The sequence below is a fragment of the Neobacillus sp. FW104-15D2 genome, assembly GCF_058790155.1.
Window position 1 is genome coordinate 1 of record NZ_JBYTCJ010000013.1, and the last position, 16,990, is coordinate 16,990.

Here is a 16,990-nt window from a genome sequence, read left to right on the forward strand (position 1 = left end):
ATTTTCACACCAGAAAGTTCAAGCTTCTCCCGGTCTTCATCACCAAGAATCCCGCCTTCCTGAATCTTTGCAGGCAGGGGTCCTTCATTTGCGCCGATTACAAAAGCAACCTTAATTTCTGAAAGTCTTGATTTTTCCAGATTAGCAATCATGACCTGGTCAATGGCAGGCGGTATAAGGGAAAACTCCATTGACTCTATCCCAGCCTCCATAATAGTTGCAAACTGCTTTAAAGAGACAGGTTCATCACCCAATATTTCCACATATTGATCCAATAGATTAATAACAGCATTCCACACTTGGTCATGCTCACGGGATTTTACAAGGTTACGGTTGCTTTCCGCTTCATCTTTCCACTTTTCCAGTTTAGCTGGCACATCAAGTTCCTCTAGGAATAAGTAGACTGCCTCGCAAAACCTTCTCCCGCTGTCAGCCCTTTTTAGGCGTCTTGAAAGCCGAAGAATAGGGGCTGTTATCATAAGGCGCAGCTCGTTTAACTGCTGTTCGATTTGTTTTTCTGCATCTGTCTGTATGTTAGTTTCTATATCAAGTCCTCGGAATCTCTTATAAATCCAGCGCTCTTTTTTAGTCCATTTGTCGCCTTTAATTCCATAAGCCAAAACGTAGTTTTCAAGCTGATCCATTTGCTTTCGAATTCTGTGTTGATTTTCCTGAAGCGGAAATAGAAGCTCGGTTTTTACGGCGCGAAAAACAGGCTCGTAGCGCCAATTGCCATTAATTATCTCTATTGATGAACGGATGAGCTCGATCAATGGATGATTAAGCATAGTTCTTTTTTGATCAATAAAGTAAGGAATCGAGTAATCATGGAAAACCGGTTCAAGGATTTCATGGTAGTCCGTGCCGTTCCTGATTAGCAAGGCAATATCCTTATATCTGTAGCCCTGCTCTCTTATCAAAAGGCGTATTTCTCTTGCGATCCCTTCCACTTCCGCTCTCCTGTTGGCAGCATGGCAAATGTGGACGGACGAATTAACTTCCTCAAACGGCACTGCAGGCATGGAATCAAAATACTCCTCCAGATGCCTCAGTGAATCTGTGTTCCACCTTTTTTGCCCTCTAAGATGAACCTTGGGCTCAATTTCAATTGTGTTGGCTTTAGCCAATTCATATACAGAACGATATGTTTCTCCTGACATGCGGAACATGTTAAGGTCATCCGAAAGATGCTCTTCTTCTCCATCCGCTGTAACAGCCACTGTGACCCGGCTGCAGTTTTTCATCAGTTCTGCAATTACATTGAGCTCCTGCGGAGTAAAACTGTAAAAACCGTCAATGTAAATTTCCGCACCTTTTAAATATTCAGAGGCCGCTGCTTTTTCCGAGAGAAGGCGAAAATAATCTTCGGAATCAATATATTTGCCGTAGGTGGCTTCCTCAAAATGTTTATAAATAACTTCAAGGTCATGCAATTTATCCTGAAGTGATTTTCCCATGCCAATGCCAGTTAACTCCTCCGGCTTAATACAATATCTTTTAAATTCCGTTATCATTTGCTCAACCTGGTCTATGAAGCCATTTTTATCTGCTGCTCTTTGGAACAGTTTTAAATTTTCCTTCTGGTCTTCAATAATCTTACGGATTAACATACTGAGTCCCACACTGTCCAGATGATACCTGCTAAAGCCGCCTGTTTCCTGAAGAATTCTCCAGGCAAGACGCGAAAAGCTATAAACCTGTGCCCGTATCATTCCGCCTAAATCATTGTCTGTAGCGAGGCGATATTCTGATAAAAAGGTCATCTGTTCAGGAACCAGATAAATAATAGGGGTCCCCTCCGGATTTTCCAGAAGCCTCTCTTTTATCTCATTCAGACATAAAGCCGTTTTACCGCTGCCAGAACGCCCTATTAATAATCTTAGCGACATAATTTTCCCCGCTTCCTCTTAAATCATCATCAATTCTATTAGTCTATTTTACCACAAAATGGGCACAAATGTTTGTATTAGTGACCTCCAGATTCAGGAAAGAATAGCACAATTATCTATAGTTAAATAAGACAGTTTCAACTATAGCAGAGGCAAAAATCACATCGCAGGTTCTATCTCCTCTTCCATTCATGGCGAAGAAGACCATACAGGAACATATCGAATCGCTTTGAGTCTCTCTCCAGGAACTCCCTGTAAGTACCTTCCTTTTTAAATCCAAGCCGTTCATATAGCGATATGGCTTTTTGATTATAGGAAAAGACGGTTAGCTGAAGCCTATGTAAATTTAATTCCTGGAAAGCAAAGGTGATTACCTTTTCCATTGTTTCCCGTCCATAACCTTTCCCATGGTTTTCTTCCTCTCCGATTAGAATCGAGAGCCAGCCAATACCATGTACCCAAAGGATACCTTCAATCTCTGCATATCCGATTAATTTTTGTTCTTCAACTGATCTGATTGCAAATCGATATGTATTAGCGTCTGTTTCCTTAAGCCATTTCGTCCTGTCACCGTGGCTTCTGAACTTAACCGGAAGTGCATCAAAATAACGCATAACTTCAGGCTTTGTCCACCACCTTGATAATAGCGGAATGTCTGTTTCGGCTAACCCGTCCAGATATACCTTTTCCCCTAAAAATAAATTTCTGGCCTCATTCATTTACAATCCTCTCCATTTTTTCTTATTAATTACAGAATAACAAAAGAACCCACCATATAGTGAGTTCTACAGCCTTTTTTCTTTTACAATGAATAAAGTTGAACAGTCTAGGGAGATTTCCGCTACGGGTGGACGCTTTCCTCGGGCGGGGCCGAGCCGCCTTTCCCGCTGGAGTCGCCACCCTTCGCTCCTATCGAGTTACATTACTTACTAAATCCTTACTAAATACAAAGTAATACTCTCTGAGGGGTTAGAACAATTATGACTAGAAATAGATGAAATGAACTGGAAAAAGTTAGAAAGATGTTGACCTTTAATACATTAGTTCCTGTAATTCATTTAGTACGAAAGCTTTAGCAGGCTTTTTATTTTTCTTTTATTTATCCAACTGATGAAAAAGGATTCATTTTAAGTACTATTGTGACGTCTGGAAATGTACATGATCGTCATATTTGACAACCAATTATGAGAAGATGATGCAAAAGTACAGAAGCCACTAGCTATCACAGCCGATGCAGCCTATAAAACTTCTGGTATACGAACTTTTTCTATTAGAGAATCAAATGATACGAGGACTTCCTTACACTCGTGATGGCTATGATGAATAGTATGATGGAAGTCTTTGTACGCAAGGGAAAGTATTAAAGTACACGACAACAACTAGGTGGGTATCGCCAGTATCAATCAGATTAAGAAGTTTGTGCGTTCTGTCCATTTCTACACAATGAACAGAAAGTAAAAATCATCAAAACCTCATTCAACTAGATTATTGGAGCGGGAAGGCACTTGACTCCTGGGGGATCAGCGTTACAGGCGAGACTCCGCAGGAGCTAGCGACGAGGAGGCTCGGCGAACGCCCCCCGGAAAGCAAGCGCCTAGAGCGGAGATAAACTTTTTCCTATATTAAGATCAAAATAGCGACAAAAAGTCTCGAGAAAGGGTACACTCGAGACCTTTTGTCTACAATCTGAAGACTACAAATTAATGAGTTCTTTTTAAAAGGAGGTTGCTACTTCATTTATAGGCCAGTACCGCAAATTAACTTTACCTACAACCTTGCTGGCTGAAATAAAACCAAAATGACGGCTGTCCCAGCTCCCAAGACGATTGTCGCCAAGTACAAACAGCTTTCCTTTAGGAACTTTAATTCTCCCTGTAATTTCTTTTAGCGTAAAGTTTCCTGTCAGCCGGCTCCCAGGATTCTTTTCCCGGTAAACATCCAAAAAAGGTTCAGCATACTTATGGCCATTTATATAAAGATGGTCATCTCTGTACTCAATTCTGTCTCCCGGCAATCCAATAATTCTTTTAACAAAATCTTCTTTTGGATTGGCATGAAAAACAATCACATCAAACCTATGTAAATCTCCTGTTTCAAAACCAAGTTTATTGACGACCAGTTTATTTCCTTCTTGAAGGGTTGGCATCATGGACCGGCCTTCTACTACATAATTGGAGAAGAAAAAAGATTTAATAAAAACAAAAATAAGCACACCAATAGCTAATGCCTTAACCCATTCAAAGCCTTCTTTTTTCCAATCCTCTTTCATGTACTGCCCTCCACCTATTTAGTATTCCCTTCAGTCACCTTCTCTTTGGTTCTCTTATTTAATTGTACTTCCACTTTTCTATCCGCATACCAAAGAATAAAAATAGCTAAAAAAACAAGTACCGTCCGTTCAGGCCTAGTAAAAAACGAATGGAGATCATGACCTATAAAACTAATTGAAAAAATCATAACGACTTTACCTGCCAGGACAGCCAGCATATACCTGGCCATTCTAACCTTTGAAATCCCGGCTACAATGTTTACCACAGCTGAAGGGGTAAATGGAAAGCATAGAAGAAGAAAGATTGGTCCAAATCCATGATAATCCAGCCATCCCATTAATTTTTTAACTTTTGAATGCTTTTGGACAAAAGAAAGCATTTTCTTTTGTCCAAACTTTCTTGCCAGTAAAAATACAATTAATGCTCCTGCGCAGGCACCGATCCATGAATAGAAAAATCCGGCCCATAACCCAAAGGCGGTGGCATTAACCACAACAAATAAGAATAATGGGAGGAAAGGCAGAAATGCTTCTGCAAATGTTAGCATGATGCCAAAAAAGGGGCCGAGGGACCGATATTTGCGGATAAGATTCATTATATGTTCTATCTCAAACAAGTCATTGAAAATAGCTTCAAATTCCATCTTTCATCCCCTACAATTGTTGCCAAAACTTTTTTTATAAATACTTTTAATTTGATATAAATTGATGGAGTGCTTCCTTATTTTTTTCAACGTCTATTTTTAGGATAGCTCCTTCTCCGCTTATCCTTGGCTCGGTGAAACTGTTATCAACGGGAATTCTAAGCGTTGGGATATTTTCTTTACCTTCAGTAAGATAATTTTTTGACATAAATAAAATATCAGTCGATTTCATGTTCGTATTGATATACGGTGAAATGATACCAATTAATTTTGGCAGTTTCGGAATGACTGTAATGCTTGTCATTTGCTCTCCAAGTTTCTGGATAACCTCCTGCTGACGCTGAACTCTGCCAAAATCTCCAATACGGTCGTGACGGAAGCGGACATAACTTAGCAGATGCCTTCCATCAAGCTTTTGTAATCCAGGTTCCAGCGGAGGATCCACATATTCTGCCATTTTTTTCTCGACGTTAATTTCAACACCATTTGGAAAAGCTTCATCTATTACTTGTACGAAGCCTTCAAAATCAAGGATGGCATAGTATTGCAGGTCTATATCAAAATTTTCTTTAATTGTTTGCCTCATTAATTCAGGTCCGCCAGACGCAAATGCAGAATTAATCTTATGCTTTCCATATCCCGGAATATCGACATAGGAATCCCTCATGATAGAGGTTAATTTGTACGTACCTTTTTCCTGATTATAAGTAGCAATCATAATGGTATCAGACCTAGATTTTTCTTTACCTCGGGCGTCGCTCCCCATTAGTAAAATATTCGTATTTCCATACTGATCTTTTTGCCCCTCAAATTTATAGGTCTCTTGCTTAGTAGTTCCTTCAATTTTTTCCATTGATTGGTTTATTCCCTGTTTATATTGATAATAAGCATAAGCCACTACACACACAATAATTAGCAGCAAAATCAGTAAGATAACTTTCCAGGCTTTTCTCTTCTTTTTTCCCTTATTCTCATGCCGTTCAGATCTCATCTTTTTAGTCCTTCCATCATCTTTTTTCTTATTTTGACTCCCTTTATCTAAAAAAAGTCTCTGCTAATAGTATTTTCTCCAGTGAACTTCCTTCTATCAAAACTTTCTCATACCTGCATCTGTTTTGACAAGAAAAACCCGCAAAGAATTAATACTTTGCGGGCAATTTTATAAGGAATTCTGACTAATGACTAATTATTCTTCTTTTATATCTTCTCTAAATGAAGTTCACTATGCAGCATATGACTTCCACTAATGATGGAATAACAAAAATAACCAATTATCGCCTCTAATTATAAAAAATTAAACCTATAATCGAGACTGTGATGGAACTAGCTCCCACCATGAATGCAAAAAAGGCTGCTTTATTGGCGAATCCCTTTTTAAACTCGATTATTAACTCATCTTTATTCAATAAGGCATCTGCTCGCTCCATCGCATTTGACTTTGGAGTGATAAAAGAACCTATTGTTCTAAAACCTTGAAAAAACATTGATAAAAAACCGGTTTTAAAAATAACCATGCATGCCCCAGCCATTAATGCTACTATACCTACCAGAAAGGATTGGTTGATCCATTCCAGTTGAGTAACATATCCTGCTGCTTTTATATAAATCCAGAAAATAAGTAATAGGAGAAAAAAAACGACCTTTTTTATTATCATCTTCCCCTTCCTCAATTATGATTTAAAGAGGATTTTTTAATAGATTAAATTTATTCACCTAATTAGGCCTTGTTTAGGTTCAATCTTTTAAAATAAAGCAGGTGCTTTAAAAAATCGCACCTGCCTTATTCCTTTAAAACTGATTAATCAGATACCTTTTTAGTCCATTTGAGGTTAGGATAACGATTCATCGGGTAAACGACACCATTAAATTTCGATGAAGTAAGATACGTATTTGTATAGTGATATACTGGCATGAACGGCAAATCTTCCATTAATATTTTCTCTGCTTCATGCTCTAGTTGGAAGTGCTTGTCTGGATCCTGTTCAGCTTTTGCCTGTGCAATCAGACTGTCATATTTAGGATTAACCCATTGTGTACGGTTGTTGGGGCTATCTCCTAAATAGTAGTCAAGAATGACTGCAGGATCAAGTAATACTCCAATCCATCCCATTCGAGCCATTTGGAAGTTATGCTGTTTAGTTGTATCAAGGTAAGTCTTCCATTCCTGGTTTGCCAGTTTAATGTTAACACCTAAATTTTTCTTTATCATTTCCTGAACAGCTTCGGAAATCTTTTTGTTACTCTCCAAAGTATTATACAAAAGTGTTACTTGTGGAAGCTCTTTCCAGCCCTCTTCAGCCATACCTTCCTCAAGTAATTTTTTCGCTTCCTTTGGATCTTCCTTGAGCATTTTTCCGCCATCCTTACGGAAATCTCCATCCTTTGTTTTTACTCCAGGAGGAACGAATGCAAATGCCGGGGTTTCGCCAGCCTTTGTAACATTCTTGGTAATAGCCTCACGGTTGATGGCCATTGCAAATGCTTTTCGGATTTTAGCGTTGGTAAATGGCTCCTTCTTAACATTGAACATATACATATACGTTCCAAAGTATGGAGTGTTTTTAAATTCCTTATTGGACTTTTCCTGTGCCACTACATCTGATGGAAGTGTTTGAATTAAGTCAAGTTCATTTGTCTTATACATTTGGTAATAGGTTGTAGCATCATTGACCATTTTCCATGTAACTTTAGTCAAGCTAACATCTTTATTACCCCAGTAATTTTCATTCTTTTCTGCTACAACTTGGCTGTCATGCTTCCACTCAGTTAACTTAAAAGGTCCGTTGCTCACATATCCTTCAGTGTTTGCAGCCCAGTCTTTGTTTCCTTCAACTAATTCCTTTTTTACTGGATAAAAGGTCCACATTGTTAAAAGTTCCTTAAAATAGCCTAGAGGATTTGTAAGTTCTACCACTAAAGTTTTGTCGTCCTTGGCAGTAATTCCTACATTTTCAACTGGTCCTTTTCCTTTGTTATACTCCTCAGCACCTTTAATATAGTAAAGATAAAACGCAAAAGCGCTTCCTGTCTGTGGATTTAATACACGTTTCCATTCGTATTCAAAATCTTTTGCTGTTACAGGTGATCCATCAGACCACTTAGCGTCATCTTTAAGAGTGAAGGTATATGTTTTTCCATCTGCAGAGGTTTGAACATCCTTTGCAACACCTTCTACAGGCTTACCATCTTTATCTTTTGTAAATAATCCTTCAAAGGTATGGTCTATAATCCAGCCAGAAGTGGTGTCTGTGGCAAGTGCCGGATCAAGGGAAGGCGGTTCACTCATTGCGTTTACCGTAATTTCCTGTTTTACCCCTTTTGTATTTCCATTTGAAGAACTCGAGGATGCTTTTTTATCCCCACTGCTGCTGCAACCTGCTAACGCAGAGCTAAGCAACAGAACTACAGCTAAAATCCAAGTCCACTTTTTCACTGTTTCCCTTCCTCCTTTTAATCTATTAATTATATAGATGGCATGCCGTCCAGTGATTTGGCTTCACTTCTTTCCAGGCAGGAACTTCCCCGGCACAGATGGACATAGCATGCGGACATCTTGTACGAAACCGGCAGCCGCTGGGCGGATTAACCGGGCTCGGCGGATCTCCCGCCAGAACAATTCTTTCCCTTTTGGCAGCCTTTGGGTTGGCTACTGGTATTGCTGATAAGAGTGCCTGTGTGTATGGATGAAGCGGCTCTGAGAATAGGTCATAGCTGCTTGCCTGCTCCATCATCCTGCCAAGGTACATTACTCCAATGCGATCACTTATATGCTTGACCATCCCAAGGTCATGGGCAATAAACAAATAGGTGAGTCCTTCCTTCTCCTTAAGGTCTTCCATTAAGTTGATGACCTGAGCCTGAATAGAGACGTCAAGTGCAGATATTGGTTCATCCGCAACGATAAATTTAGGGTTTACTGCAAGAGCTCGGGCAATTCCGATTCTCTGCCGCTGCCCGCCGCTGAATTCATGAGGATATCTTCTTGCATGTTCAGGGCGAAGACCTACTTTGTCCAAAAGCTCAAAGATACGATTCTGCCTGTCCTTTCCTTTTGCAAGATTGTGAGCGTCGATTCCCTCAGCAATGATGTCACCAACCCGCATACGTGGATTCAAAGAGGCGTAGGGATCCTGAAAAATGATTTGCATTTCACGGTTCACATTAATTTTCGACTTTTTATCTAGTGTCTCAACATCAATACCATTGTAAATAATCTTACCAGCAGTGGGGCTTTGAAGGCCGACAATCGTTTTGCCGAGTGTAGACTTACCGCTGCCACTTTCCCCAACCAAGCCAAAGGTTTCCCCTTTTTTAATTTCGATCGAAATATCATCAACCGATTTAACAGTTTGGTCTTTTTTGATTTTAAAATACTTTTTCATTCCCTCTACTTGAAGAAGAGCATCACTCATTGCTTTTCCCTCCCTGCTGCAACCTCATTCTCTACCTTTGGTGCACGCGGGTCATTAAGCCAGCATCTTGAATGGTGGCCCACCCCGATTTCAAAAGCCGGAGGCATTTCACTTAAGCATATTTCCATGGCATATTTGCATCTTGGTGCGAAAGGACAGCCTTGTGGCGGGGCAAACAAATCTGGCGGTGACCCTTCAATTGGAACTAGGCGGGACTTATGTTCTGCATTCGTATCAGGGATGGAATCCATTAACCCCCATGTATAAGGATGCCTTGGATTTTCGAAAAGCTCGTTTACACTTCCACTTTCAACCATCATCCCTGCATACATAACGATGACCCGCTCGGCTGTTTCGGCGACCACCCCCAAATCATGGGTTATTAAGATAATCGCAGTATTGGTTTTTTCCTTTAAGTCCTTCATTAAGTCCAGCACTTGGGCTTGAATAGTTACGTCCAGCGCTGTTGTAGGTTCATCAGCAATCAGCAATTCAGGGTTACAGGCAAGCGCGATTGCTATCATGGCCCTTTGTCTCATACCCCCACTGAATTCATGAGGATATTGGTTATACCGTTCCTTAGGATTTGGAATCCCTACCAGGCGGATCATCTCCACTGCCCTTTCTCTAGCTTCCGCCTTAGAAAGCTTCTGGTGTACGATGAGTGCCTCTTCTATTTGCTTACCTATCCTCATTGTCGGATTCAGAGAGGTCATTGGATCCTGAAAAATCATACTAATCTTTGAACCTTTTATTTTTTGCATTTCTTTTTTAGATAGTTTTAAAAGATCCCTGTTTTGAAAAAGTATTTCTCCATTTTTTATTTTTCCAGGCGGTGTTGGAATAAGCCCCATTATTGTCTGCACTGTCACGCTCTTTCCGCTTCCGCTTTCGCCTACAATTGCGACTATTTCGCCCTTATCAACATGAAAGGAAACATTGCGGACAGCCTTAACTTCGCCGCCGAAGGTTTTAAAATTCACTTCTAAATTCTTTACTTCAAGTAAATGAGTCACTGCTGTACCTCCTAGCCGCGATTCCTTGGGTCTAATGCATCCTGAAGTCCATCACCAAATGCATTGAAAGCAAACATCGTAAGAGAGATCATAAAACCTGGGAAGAATAGTCGCCACCACTGCCCACTCAAAATAACACCAAGCGCATCATTTGCCATTGTTCCCCAGCTTGCAAATGGCGCCTGCACGCCAAGGCCCAGGAAACTAAGGAATGATTCAGCAAAAATGGCCTGTGGAATCGTAAATGTTAAATTTACAATAATGATCCCAAGGGTGTTTGGAAGCAAGTGGCGCAGAATAATTTTCCGGTGTGAAGTGCCAAGCTTCTCAGCTGCCATCACGTATTCCTGTGATTTAAGTTGAAGAATTTGACCACGAGTAATCCTCGCCATTCCGACCCACCCAGTTACAGACAAAGCAATAATGATGGTAGTTATACCAGGATCCATAATCACCATCAATAAAATAACTACTAAAAGATAAGGGATACCATACAGAATTTCGACAATTCTCATGATCGCATTATCAACACGGTCTCCCAACTTGCTTCTTCCAGCCATATAGCCGGAAATCCCACCGACGGTTACTCCTAAAATAAGGTCGATTAATGCAGCTGCAAAACCAATTGTTAGCGAAACTCTGGCTCCATACCAGGTTCTCGACCACATATCCCGGCCAAGATCATCAGTACCAAACCAATGCTTTCCGCCTGGCTGCAAATTTGCTTTCATCAAATCCTGGTCGGAAGGGCTAAATTTAACAAGTAATGGGCCTAAAATGGCTAAAATTAATATTGCAAGTAATAAAGTCAGACCAAAAACAGCCAGTTTATTCTTAAAAATATTAATTATAGTTTCTTTCCAAACACTTAAGGATGGTCTCTCAACCGCTGCCTGTCTTTTCTTTTCTTCAGATACCGGTGTAAATAAGTTAGATTCGGCTGTATTTGTCTGCATATTAGTTTCCCCCGCTTGTAAGCTTAATTCTTGGATCAATCAGGCGATAGGAAATATCAATTAAAAACAAGGTAAAAACAAGTATTGTACTGAAAAAGACTGTTGTACCCATAATGACCGGATAATCACGGTTAAAAATGCTGTCCACGAAATACTTTCCTAGACCAGGTATGGCAAATATTTTTTCAATTACAAATGTTCCGGTAATTAATACTACAAATAAAGGACCGATAAAGGTTATAACAGGCAAGATTGCATTTCGGATACCATGTTTTATGACCAGCTGTACAGTGGACAATCCCTTTGCATTTGCAGTTTTAATATAGTTCTGATTCATAACCTCCAGCATGCTGGACCTCATAAAGCGAGCGATTACTGCCAGCGGTGAAGCCGCAAGAGCTATGGAAGGCAAAACCGTATGCTGCCAAGTTCCCCAAGAGGCTACCGGAAGCAAATGCCAATTTACTGCAAAGTACTTAATTAACAAGGGGGCAAGGATAAAACTTGGAATGGAGATTCCGATAATCGCAAAGAGCATAGCGGCAAAATCCAATGGTTTATTATGATTAAGAGCTGCAACAATGCCCAGCAATAAACCAAAGAATAAGGAAATCACCAAAGCCTGCAGCCCCAGCCTTGAAGAAGCCGGAATTCCGTCAGCAATAATACTGTTAACTGAACGTGTTTCTGATTTAATAGAAGGTCCCATATCAAAAGTGACCAGGTTTTTCATATAGAGGGCATATTGGACTGGTATCGGCTTGTCCAGGTTATATTTAGCCCTCATGTTTTGAAGCACTTCCTTTGGAAGAACATCCGCATCCGATGCAAATGGATCACCCGGAATACATTTCATAATGACAAACGTTAAAGTGATAATTACCCATAGGGTAAGAAGCATCGTTAGTACCCTTTTCACGATGTACATCCCGTCATTCACCTCCGTTTAATTTTTATGCGTTTACGGAACCAAGGACACCGTTAGTTGCTGTCATAGCGATAATGACACAACCCCACATATGCTTATATGCTGTTACCATGTCATCACAGGTAAACCTGATACTTTTTGGGCCAGTTAATTCTACCGTTGGAATAGTAGTGGTCATTTTTGCCTGTTGGGAACCTTTTAGTTCCAAATCAAAAGTAATGGGCCCTTCAAAAGTAATAGGCTTAATAGCCTTAGCCTTTTTAACCGCTGCTTCTGCTTTCGCTCGGATTTCTTCCCTTGCCACTTCTGGATGAATTAATTCTGCTGCAAAACGATCAACTGCTCTTTTCGTTACTGCAGCTTCGACATCAGGAAGCGTTTCTTTTACTTCTCGTACATAGGCATCATCCCCGCTAATAAAAATGGCAGGTACACCAAAAGAGCCAGCAACTAATGAGTTCATCTCTGTTTCTCCAACAACCTTGCCATTTATTTTCATTTCATTTACACAAATCCCTGCCAAGGTATGGCTAATTACAGCAACATCAGACCCGCCTTCCCGGCCATGGTGCCCGACAAACATAATTCCATCGAAGGATTCGTCCAACCCCTCCAATTGGCACATAACACGGTTATTCCCTGATACGAGCCTTGCACGGGAATCCATTTCTTCTATGAGAATATTGGACATATTTCCGTGCCCATCCGCCACTACTACCTCAGTTGCTCCGCCGTTAAATGCACCTTCAATTGCTGCATTTACATCGGCGGTCATGAGTTTGCGGAAACGCTGATACTCTGAATTTGTCTTTAGCTGTTGGTTCGTAGCTACACCTGAAATACCTTCCATATCTGCTGAAATAAATAACTTCATCGCTTTTTCCCCCTAAAGATTATTTAAATATTTAGACTTTTCCTTATATAGAGAGCTGATTTACGCTCTCTTTTTGAGATTAAAATGGGAATGTCTGCCCTTCATTCAAGTTAAGAATAAACGCTTTAACCAAGTCCTTAGTTGCTATCAAATCCCCAACGTCTATAACCTCAACTGGTGAATGCGCATATCGGGATGGAATCGACAATACTCCGGTTGGAATTCCTTTACTGGCATAATTTACTGCTCCGCCGTCAGTTCCAATACCAGGAAAAACCTCTAGCTGGTAAGGAATATTCTGTTCTTTAGCCAACTTAATTAGCGTGTCCTTCATCGTCTTATGTACTATTAAGCTAAAATCCATTACCTTAATACCTGTTCCCTTACCGAGTGATAAACTTTGGTCCATCGTTTCCTCTGGCGTATCGCTCACTGCCGTTGTATCCACTGCAATGGCTGCATCTGCCTGAATATGCTCTGAGGCTGTTTTAGCTCCCCTTAATCCTACTTCTTCCTGAACAGCAAAGAGGAATATTAACTCTCCAGAAAATTTAGTGTCCTGTAATTCTTCAAGTGCTTGAAGTAGTACAGCACAGCCTGCTCGGTCATCCAAGGATTTTGACCTAATTTTAGGAGAAGAAGCAGGTCCAAATTGCTGGAATGGAGTCCCCCAAGTAATAGGAGTACCCACCTCAATACCCAATTCCTCCGCTTCCTCTATCGAAGATGCACCAATATCAATATAAAGTTGAGAATGCTTCCTTACTTTAGATGGATCATCGAATTTCACATAATGAGCTGACATTGTACCAATCACACCTGAAATTTCACCCTTATTCCCCATTACCGTTACTGGCTGTGCTAAAAGAATCCTATCGTCATTACCTCCCAGCTTCTCAAATCTTAATAGGCCGTTTGCTTCTATTTTCTTAACAATGAAACCAATTTCATCAATGTGAGCAGTTAAAATTACCGTTGGGCCTGGCTTTCCCCCTTTTTTCGTAGCAATAACATTGCCTATTGGATCAATTCGTACTTCATCCACCTTATTTTCCAAATAGTCTTTGAGAAAGTATGATACGGAATGTTCATAGCCGCATGGCCCTGACAAGCTTGTTAATTTTTTTAATATTTCAATCATCCTAATCATCTCCTTTTTAAAAATAGTCATATGCATTTTTATAAACTGCCAGCTGTACGATAGTATTCATTTCTGTTATATATTCAAGTTCGTTGATCCGGTGAAGTGTATCAGTGATCTCGTCCGGACCGGGAACGGCAATCTGTACGAGGATTGAATAAGGGCCGGAAGTCATAGTGATATAACGAATTTCACGAAACTTCTTTAACTCTTCCACTGCCTCTTTAATGGTCTGCGGTTTTACCTTTAATTGAATGATTGCACCCGACTTTACGCCGAGAGCTACCGGATTGACCACTCCTACCACACTGAGGATTCCGTGATCCAGTAAGTTTTTGTAGCGAAGGCGAATTGTTTTTTCTGTAACATTTAAATTAGATGCTATTTCTGTAAAGGACATGCGGCCATCAATGGAAAGATGCTTAATGATTCCACGATCCATATCATCTATTTCGTATTTCAAAGTATTTCCTCCTTTCGGAACCATTTTTCTATTACAGTTCCCTAAATAGGAAATTAATCCAAATTCAATAATCTATTACAATATTTAAATTCAAATTTATTACCGAATTAGGAATTATTATATAAAAGGAATTTTCAGAAATCAACTATTTTAATATATTCTTTTAAGAAAATTTTTGAAAACTATAAAAATATGAAAAAGTTCAAGTGGATCTTCTGTTAACCAAAAACCAAAACGGTATAAAAGTCCCTATTCTAGGAGCGAACAGGTGTCCCAAGACCTATAGAGTCAAAAAATTTTAAAAATAACAAAGAAACACACAGAGGTTTTAACCCCTGCGTGTTTTTGCAACTCACTTATTTATTACATAGAAATTATTAATGTTTATGAGTATACTCACCAAACCAGTCTGCAATATAGTTGAGACGGTAAATACGTAATGATGGTTTGCCGCTTCTTGAAAGCTCATGGTTTTCTTCTGGGAATCGAATCATTTTAGCTGGCTTCTCAAGTCTCTTTAAGGCAATAAATAGCTGCTCCCCTTGTTCAATCGGGCAGCGGTAATCCTTTTCACTATGCAAAATTAATAATGGCGTTTCAACGTTTTTAACATACGCAAGAGGAGAATGCTTCCAAAGCTTTTCTATGTCGCTTAAGTCAGACTCGATTTGCCATTCCGTAAAGTAATAGCCAATGTCGCTCACCCCGTAAAAGCTTATCCAGTTGGATATGGACCTTTGTGTAACTGCAGCCTTAAATCTATTTGTATGTCCGACAATCCAGTTGGTCATAAAGCCGCCATAGCTGCCGCCAGTAACAAAAAGCTGCTGGTCATCTATAAAGTCATGCTGATCGAGGACATAATCGACTGCATCCATAATATCCTGATAATCTTTTCCGCCATAATCTCCTCTTACTGCATTAACAAATTTCTGCCCATAACCGTGGCTGCCTCTTGGATTGGTAAACAATACGGCATAGCCTTTGGATGCAAGCAGCTGGAACTCATGCATATAGGTATTTCCATACATCGCATGCGGCCCGCCATGAATTTCAAGAACCATTGGGTATTTCTTGCCTTCTTCATAGCCGATTGGCAGCATAAGCCAGCCCTGAACTTTCCATCCATCACTAGCCTCGAATTCAAAGGACTGTGCATCAGACAGTTCAACTTTCAATAAAATCTCTTTGTTAACATCTGTTAGCTGCTTGGTAGTTCCCTCTGTGATATTAAGCAGGAATAAATCAGATGGCTTGGATGGCCTGCTGATTGCCACAACAGCGCGCTGATTCTTACTATCCAAAGTAAATCCGTAAATATGCTGCTGGTCCAGAAGGGCAGGATAAATTTCACCTTCTACATTTCCATAATATAAAACTGTGTTCCCATTGTCTGTACCCACAAAATAAAAGCTTGAACTATCTTCGGTCCATTGGGCTCCAGGCAAAACAGCACCCTGCTGAAAGTCTCCTACCATGAAATCCCCGACCGGCAAATCCAGACCCTCTGTAAAACAAGAAAACTTCTTTGCTGCCACGTCGTAAATCCACAATCTTGAAAGAGTAGCATTATAATATTCCATATCCTGGCCAATCGCAGCAAGAAACTTACCATTTGGCGACCATGCTACATTCCCAAAAGAACCTGTTCCATTAGTAATCCTAGAGAGGTCTTTAGTTTCTGGGTCAAGTAAATAAATGTCATGGATAAAGGACTGGTCCTTGTTTGACTCCAAATCTGCGCCAACAGCTATATTTTTCCCATCAGGAGACCAGCTGTATAGAGCAAAGTCGTTCTCTCCCTCTGTTAACTGAGAAACCTCACCCGTAGCCACTTCAACAACAGATACATGGCGGAAGGTTCCTTTCCAGAAACCCGAAGCATCGGATTTGTATTTCATTTTCCCTACTTCAAGCGGCAATAGTTTTTTATCTGACTCTTTCTCACCAGATTCCTTCTGGCTGCTTACTGTTGATAAAAAAGCAATTCTTTTTCCATCCGGGGACCAGACAGGATTAGAAGCACCTGTCTCCAGTTCGGTTACCTGGCGTGCCTCTCCACCGTTTATCGAAAGAACAAAAATCTGATTCTTTCCGCCCTCTCTATTTGAAACAAAAGCAACACTTTGTCCATCTGACGACCAGCGTGGAGAGTTATTCTTGCTCTTGCCATAGGTCAACTGGATAGCCTCTCCCTCTTTTTCCATATCCATAATAAAAAGATGAGAAAAATAATCATCCGTTTCCTTATTTATCCCTGTCTGGACAAAAACGCATTTGTTATTATCCGGAGAAAAACGCGGATCAGAAACCGAGTTTAATTCATACAAGTCTTCAGCGCTAATTCCTTTTTTCAATTCTGCAACCCCCAGCTTTTTAATTAATTTTCAACCAACTT

At 40.2% G+C, this 16,990-nt stretch carries 15 protein-coding genes and 1 pseudogene; 1 reads left to right on the forward strand and 15 read right to left on the reverse strand.

Annotation, left to right across the window (positions count from 1 at the left end):
* Both AC3WR0_RS11910 and AC3WR0_RS11915 read right to left on the reverse strand, forming a co-directional pair.
* A partial coding sequence (locus AC3WR0_RS11910; protein WP_492552522.1) for a helicase-exonuclease AddAB subunit AddB occupies window positions 1–1,889 on the reverse strand: 1,889 nt, incomplete at its 3' end.
* Between the two features lie 173 nt (window positions 1,890–2,062).
* Window positions 2,063–2,608 carry a GNAT family N-acetyltransferase gene (locus AC3WR0_RS11915; RefSeq protein WP_492552523.1) on the reverse strand — a complete coding sequence of 182 codons (546 nt, stop codon included), beginning with the start codon at window positions 2,606–2,608 and terminating at the stop codon, window positions 2,063–2,065.
* A 363-nt stretch (window positions 2,609–2,971) separates the two neighbouring features.
* Between AC3WR0_RS11915 and AC3WR0_RS11920 the strand changes: the two are divergent.
* A pseudogene (locus AC3WR0_RS11920) lies at window positions 2,972–3,381 on the forward strand (transposase); the annotation flags it as partial.
* Between the two features lie 222 nt (window positions 3,382–3,603).
* Here AC3WR0_RS11920 and lepB read toward each other — a convergent pair.
* From lepB to AC3WR0_RS11985, 13 genes are all read right to left on the reverse strand, one after another.
* Complete coding sequence (lepB, locus tag AC3WR0_RS11925; RefSeq protein ID WP_027322716.1) at window positions 3,604–4,158, reverse strand: signal peptidase I; 555 nt, start codon at window positions 4,156–4,158, stop codon at window positions 3,604–3,606.
* Window positions 4,159–4,172: 14 nt separating this feature from the next.
* On the reverse strand, window positions 4,173–4,802 hold the full coding sequence (locus tag AC3WR0_RS11930) for a TVP38/TMEM64 family protein (protein WP_492552524.1): 630 nt from the start codon (window positions 4,800–4,802) through the stop codon (window positions 4,173–4,175).
* Window positions 4,803–4,848: 46 nt separating this feature from the next.
* Complete coding sequence (locus tag AC3WR0_RS11935) at window positions 4,849–5,793, reverse strand: LCP family protein (RefSeq protein ID WP_492552525.1); 945 nt, start codon at window positions 5,791–5,793, stop codon at window positions 4,849–4,851.
* 289 nt (window positions 5,794–6,082) lie between these two features.
* Entirely contained in the window at window positions 6,083–6,457 is a 375-nt protein-coding gene (locus AC3WR0_RS11940; protein ID WP_492552526.1) for a DUF3899 domain-containing protein, read from the reverse strand.
* Between the two features lie 143 nt (window positions 6,458–6,600).
* Window positions 6,601–8,235, reverse strand: a complete 1,635-nt coding sequence (locus tag AC3WR0_RS11945) for a peptide ABC transporter substrate-binding protein (protein WP_492552527.1) — start codon at window positions 8,233–8,235, stop codon at window positions 6,601–6,603.
* Window positions 8,236–8,260: 25 nt separating this feature from the next.
* Entirely contained in the window at window positions 8,261–9,214 is a 954-nt protein-coding gene (locus AC3WR0_RS11950) for an ABC transporter ATP-binding protein (RefSeq protein WP_492552528.1), read from the reverse strand.
* Entirely contained in the window at window positions 9,211–10,230 is a 1,020-nt protein-coding gene (locus AC3WR0_RS11955) for an ABC transporter ATP-binding protein (protein WP_492552529.1), read from the reverse strand. The genes AC3WR0_RS11950 and AC3WR0_RS11955 overlap by 4 nt, the downstream gene beginning before the upstream one ends.
* Before the next feature lie 11 nt (window positions 10,231–10,241).
* Window positions 10,242–11,186, reverse strand: a complete 945-nt coding sequence (locus tag AC3WR0_RS11960) for an ABC transporter permease (RefSeq protein WP_492552530.1) — start codon at window positions 11,184–11,186, stop codon at window positions 10,242–10,244.
* Between the two features lies 1 nt (window position 11,187).
* Window positions 11,188–12,114 (reverse strand): ABC transporter permease, encoded by a 927-nt coding sequence (locus AC3WR0_RS11965; RefSeq protein ID WP_492552531.1) that lies wholly within the window; start codon window positions 12,112–12,114, stop codon window positions 11,188–11,190.
* A 25-nt stretch (window positions 12,115–12,139) separates the two neighbouring features.
* The gene (locus AC3WR0_RS11970; RefSeq protein ID WP_492552532.1) at window positions 12,140–12,988 is read right to left on the reverse strand and encodes a M55 family metallopeptidase; all 849 of its coding nucleotides are present in this window, start codon (window positions 12,986–12,988) and stop codon (window positions 12,140–12,142) included.
* A 79-nt stretch (window positions 12,989–13,067) separates the two neighbouring features.
* The gene (locus AC3WR0_RS11975; protein WP_492552533.1) at window positions 13,068–14,129 is read right to left on the reverse strand and encodes a M42 family metallopeptidase; all 1,062 of its coding nucleotides are present in this window, start codon (window positions 14,127–14,129) and stop codon (window positions 13,068–13,070) included.
* Window positions 14,130–14,145: 16 nt separating this feature from the next.
* Window positions 14,146–14,592, reverse strand: coding sequence for an Lrp/AsnC family transcriptional regulator (locus tag AC3WR0_RS11980; RefSeq protein ID WP_492552534.1), 447 nt, complete (start codon window positions 14,590–14,592; stop codon window positions 14,146–14,148).
* A 377-nt stretch (window positions 14,593–14,969) separates the two neighbouring features.
* On the reverse strand, window positions 14,970–16,949 hold the full coding sequence (locus AC3WR0_RS11985) for a S9 family peptidase (protein WP_492552535.1): 1,980 nt from the start codon (window positions 16,947–16,949) through the stop codon (window positions 14,970–14,972).
* Between the last annotated feature and the right edge of the window lie 41 nt (window positions 16,950–16,990).

Coding starts and splice junctions, on each gene's coding strand:
- AC3WR0_RS11915 (WP_492552523.1), bottom strand. CDS start 2,608: ATGAATGAGGCCAGAAATTTATTTTTAGGGGAAAAGGTATATCTGGAC.
- lepB (WP_027322716.1), bottom strand. CDS start 4,158: ATGAAAGAGGATTGGAAAAAAGAAGGCTTTGAATGGGTTAAGGCATTA.
- AC3WR0_RS11930 (WP_492552524.1), bottom strand. CDS start 4,802: ATGGAATTTGAAGCTATTTTCAATGACTTGTTTGAGATAGAACATATA.
- AC3WR0_RS11935 (WP_492552525.1), bottom strand. CDS start 5,793: ATGAGATCTGAACGGCATGAGAATAAGGGAAAAAAGAAGAGAAAAGCC.
- AC3WR0_RS11940 (WP_492552526.1), bottom strand. CDS start 6,457: ATGATAATAAAAAAGGTCGTTTTTTTTCTCCTATTACTTATTTTCTGG.
- AC3WR0_RS11950 (WP_492552528.1), bottom strand. CDS start 9,214: ATGAGTGATGCTCTTCTTCAAGTAGAGGGAATGAAAAAGTATTTTAAA.
- AC3WR0_RS11960 (WP_492552530.1), bottom strand. CDS start 11,186: ATGCAGACAAATACAGCCGAATCTAACTTATTTACACCGGTATCTGAA.
- AC3WR0_RS11965 (WP_492552531.1), bottom strand. CDS start 12,114: ATGTACATCGTGAAAAGGGTACTAACGATGCTTCTTACCCTATGGGTA.
- AC3WR0_RS11970 (WP_492552532.1), bottom strand. CDS start 12,988: ATGAAGTTATTTATTTCAGCAGATATGGAAGGTATTTCAGGTGTAGCT.
- AC3WR0_RS11975 (WP_492552533.1), bottom strand. CDS start 14,129: ATGATTGAAATATTAAAAAAATTAACAAGCTTGTCAGGGCCATGCGGC.